At 72.1% G+C, this 3,698-nt stretch carries 3 protein-coding genes; 1 reads left to right on the top strand and 2 read right to left on the bottom strand.

The features are described from left to right. Positions 1-2,758, top strand: a 2,758-nt coding sequence (locus CCN72_RS33460) for a pyruvate carboxylase (RefSeq protein ID WP_086812021.1), incomplete at its 5' end; no start/stop codon positions are given. A 76-nt stretch (positions 2,759-2,834) separates the two neighbouring features. Here the strand turns inward: CCN72_RS33460 and CCN72_RS33465 are convergent. Both CCN72_RS33465 and CCN72_RS33470 read right to left on the bottom strand, forming a co-directional pair. Next, a complete protein-coding gene (locus CCN72_RS33465) occupies positions 2,835-3,326 on the bottom strand; it encodes a hypothetical protein (RefSeq protein WP_086812023.1) in 492 nt (163 codons plus the stop codon). A gap of 192 nt (positions 3,327-3,518) precedes the next feature. Further along, a partial coding sequence (locus CCN72_RS33470) for a carbohydrate-binding protein (RefSeq protein WP_341868905.1) occupies positions 3,519-3,698 on the bottom strand: 180 nt, incomplete at its 5' end.

Consider the following 3,698-nt stretch of genomic DNA (forward strand, 5'->3'; position numbering starts at 1 on the left):
CCGCCACATCGAGGTGCAGATCCTCGCCGACGGCGAGGGCAATGTCGTCCACCTCTTCGAGCGCGACTGCTCGCTCCAGCGCCGCCACCAGAAGGTCATCGAGCTGGCGCCCGCCCCGAACCTCGACCCCGCGCTCCGGGAGCGGATCTGCGCCGACGCCGTGCGCTTCGCGCGCGAGATCGGCTACCGCAACGCGGGCACCGTGGAGTTCCTGCTCGACCGCGACGGCAACCACGTCTTCATCGAGATGAACCCGCGCATCCAGGTCGAGCACACCGTCACCGAGGAGGTCACGGACGTCGACCTGGTCCAGGCGCAGCTGCGGATCGCCGCCGGTGAGACCCTCGCCGACCTCGGCCTCGCCCAGGAGACCATCACCCTGCACGGGGCCGCGCTCCAGTGCCGTATCACCACCGAGGACCCGGCCAACGGCTTCCGCCCGGACACCGGCAAGATCAGCGCCTACCGCTCGCCGGGCGGCTCCGGCATCCGGCTGGACGGCGGAACCACCCACGCCGGTACGGAGATCAGCGCCCACTTCGACTCGATGCTGGTGAAACTCACCTGCCGGGGCCGGGACTTCAAGGCCGCCATCGGCCGCGCCCGGCGCGCCGTCGCCGAGTTCCGCATCCGCGGTGTGTCCACCAACATCCCCTTCCTCCAGGCCGTCCTTGACGACCCGGACTTCCAGGCCGGGCGGATCACCACCTCGTTCATCGAGGAGCGCCCGCATCTGCTCACCGCCCGCTCCTCCGCGGACCGCGGCACCAAGCTGCTCACCTTCCTCGCCGATGTCACGGTGAACAAGCCGCACGGTGAACGGCCCGACCTGTTCGACCCGTTGACCAAGCTGCCGGTGCCCACCGCCGCCGAGCCGCCCGCCGGATCACGCCAACTCCTCGTGGAACTCGGCCCCGAGGGCTTCGCCCGCCGGCTGCGCGAGTCGCCGACGATCGGAGTCACCGACACCACCTTCCGCGACGCCCACCAGTCGCTGCTGGCCACCCGGGTGCGCACCAAGGACCTCCTGGCCGTCGCCCCGGTCGTCGCCCGCACCCTGCCCGAGCTGCTGTCCCTGGAGTGCTGGGGCGGTGCCACCTACGACGTCGCCCTGCGCTTCCTCGCCGAGGACCCCTGGGAGCGGCTGGCCGCGCTGCGCGAGGCCGTGCCCAACATCTGCCTCCAGATGCTGCTGCGCGGCCGGAACACCGTCGGCTACACGCCGTACCCGACGGAGGTCACCGACGCCTTCGTGCAGGAGGCCGCCGCCACCGGCATCGACATCTTCCGCATCTTCGACGCCCTCAACGACGTCGGCCAGATGCGCCCCGCCATCGAGGCCGTGCGCGAGACCGGCACGGCCGTCGCCGAGGTCGCCCTGTGCTACACCGGCGATCTGAGCGACCCCGGCGAGCGGCTCTACACCCTCGACTACTACCTGCGGCTCGCCGAGCAGATCGTGGACGCGGGCGCCCATGTCCTCGCGATCAAGGACATGGCCGGACTGCTGCGCGCCCCGGCCGCCGCCACGCTGGTCTCGGCGCTGCGCCGCGAGTTCGACCTGCCCGTGCATCTGCACACCCACGACACCGCGGGCGGCCAGCTCGCCACCTACCTCGCCGCGATCCAGGCGGGCGCGGACGCGGTGGACGGCGCGGTCGCCTCCATGGCCGGGACGACCTCCCAGCCGTCCCTGTCCGCGATCGTGGCCGCCACCGACCACTCCGAGCGGCCCACCGGGCTCGACCTCCAGGCGGTCGGCGACCTGGAGCCGTACTGGGAGGGCGTGCGCCGGATCTACGCCCCCTTCGAGGCGGGCCTCGCCGCGCCGACCGGGCGCGTCTACCTCCATGAGATCCCCGGCGGCCAGCTGTCCAACCTGCGCACCCAGGCCGTCGCGCTCGGCCTCGGCGACCGCTTCGAGGACATCGAGGAGATGTACGCCGCCGCCGACCGGATCCTCGGCCGCCTGGTCAAGGTCACCCCGTCCTCCAAGGTGGTCGGCGATCTCGCCCTGCACCTGGTGGGCGCCGGGGTCTCCCCGACGGACTTCGAACAGACCCCTGACCGGTTCGACATCCCCGACTCGGTGATCGGCTTCCTGCGCGGGGAGCTGGGCACCCCGCCCGGCGGCTGGCCGGAGCCGTTCCGCACCAAGGCGCTCCAGGGCCGTGCCGCGGCCAAGCCGGTGCCCGAGCTGTCCGCCGAGGACCGCGAGGGGCTGGCCAAGGACCGCAGGGCGACCCTGAACCGGCTGCTGTTCCCGGCGCCCACCAGGGAGTTCGAGGGCCACCGGCAGTCGTACGGCGACACCAGCGTCCTGGACAGCAAGGCGTTCTTCTACGGTCTGCGCCCGGGCAAGGAGTACGCCGTCGATCTGGAGCCCGGTGTGCGGCTGCTGATCGAGCTCCAGGCGATCGGCGAGGCCGACGAGCGCGGTATGCGCACGGTGATGTCCACGCTCAACGGCCAGTTGCGGCCCATCCAGGTCCGTGACCGGTCGGCCGCCTCGGACGTGCCGGTGACGGAGAAGGCCGACCGTTCGAACCCGAACCATGTGGCCGCGCCGTTCGCCGGTGTGGTGACGCTCTCCGTGGCCGAGGGCGACGAGGTGGCGGCCGGTGTCACCATCGCCACCATCGAGGCGATGAAGATGGAGGCCGCGATCACGGCCCCGAAGGCGGGCCGGGTGTCCCGGCTGGCCATCAACCGGATCCAGCAGGTGGAGGGCGGCGACCTGCTGGTCGAGATCGGCTGAGCCCGCGGGAGAGCGGCCGAGTGAACTCGCGGGAGAGCGGCCGGGTCCTCGCCGGACCCGGCCGCTCCTCGCGTGCTCAGCCCTGCGGGGCCGTGGGGCCGTCCCAGAGCGGGTACGACATCGTCTGCTGGAAGCCCTGCGGCCGCGCGCCGCTGTAGTTCAGGGTCAGCTGGGTGAAGCGTTCGAAGGACGGATGCTTCTTCCACTGCGTGCCGCCGCTGAGCCGGATGACCACCGGGTAGGGGTGGAAGGTGCCGGCCGCGCAGTACGGCTTGCAGTCGTTCACCCAGTTCGTGCCCGTGCCGGTGGCGCCGCCGGAGCCCCAGGAGGTCCAGTGCAGCCCCTTGAGCCGGCTGTTGCCGTCACCGCAGGCCAGGATGAAGTCCGTGGGGCGCACATTGCGGTGCGAGAAGCAGTCCACCAGCACCCGGTCCCCGGCCCCGGACCGCGCCGTCGCGGTGGGCGACGCGGTCGTGGTCGGCGGACTGGCCGAAGCCGTTGTCGTCCCCGCCGTCAGCAGAGCCGCTGCCGCCAGGGTCACCGCCGTTCCCACCACTGATCCGCGCATGGCCGCTCCCACCGTTCGTGCCGTGTCCGAGCAGGTCACCTCGACGCTACGGCCACTTGGCGTATTCCACCAGTCGCGCAGGTCGCACCGTGTGTCATCCGGACGGACCGGTTCCGGGGCACGCGTGCGGCCGGGGACGCGTCCGGTGCGACGAACACCGGACGGGTACCCGGCCACGGGGCGGGCGCGGGATCAGCAGGCGCCCTCGTCCTGCCAGGGGCCCCAGGTGGAGGCGCCGGGCACCTCGTTCTGGGTCCACCACTTGGCCTTCCAGTTGTGCTGCTCGTACGACACCTCGGTGCCGCCCGTGTACGCGGTGGACGAGTTCCACGCGGGCTTGCACGAGGTCGGGGTCGGCGTCGGGGTGGGGGT

Origin of the sequence: Streptomyces murinus (assembly GCF_002154555.1) — a bacterium.
GTDB lineage: Bacteria > Actinomycetota > Actinomycetes > Streptomycetales > Streptomycetaceae > Streptomyces > Streptomyces murinus.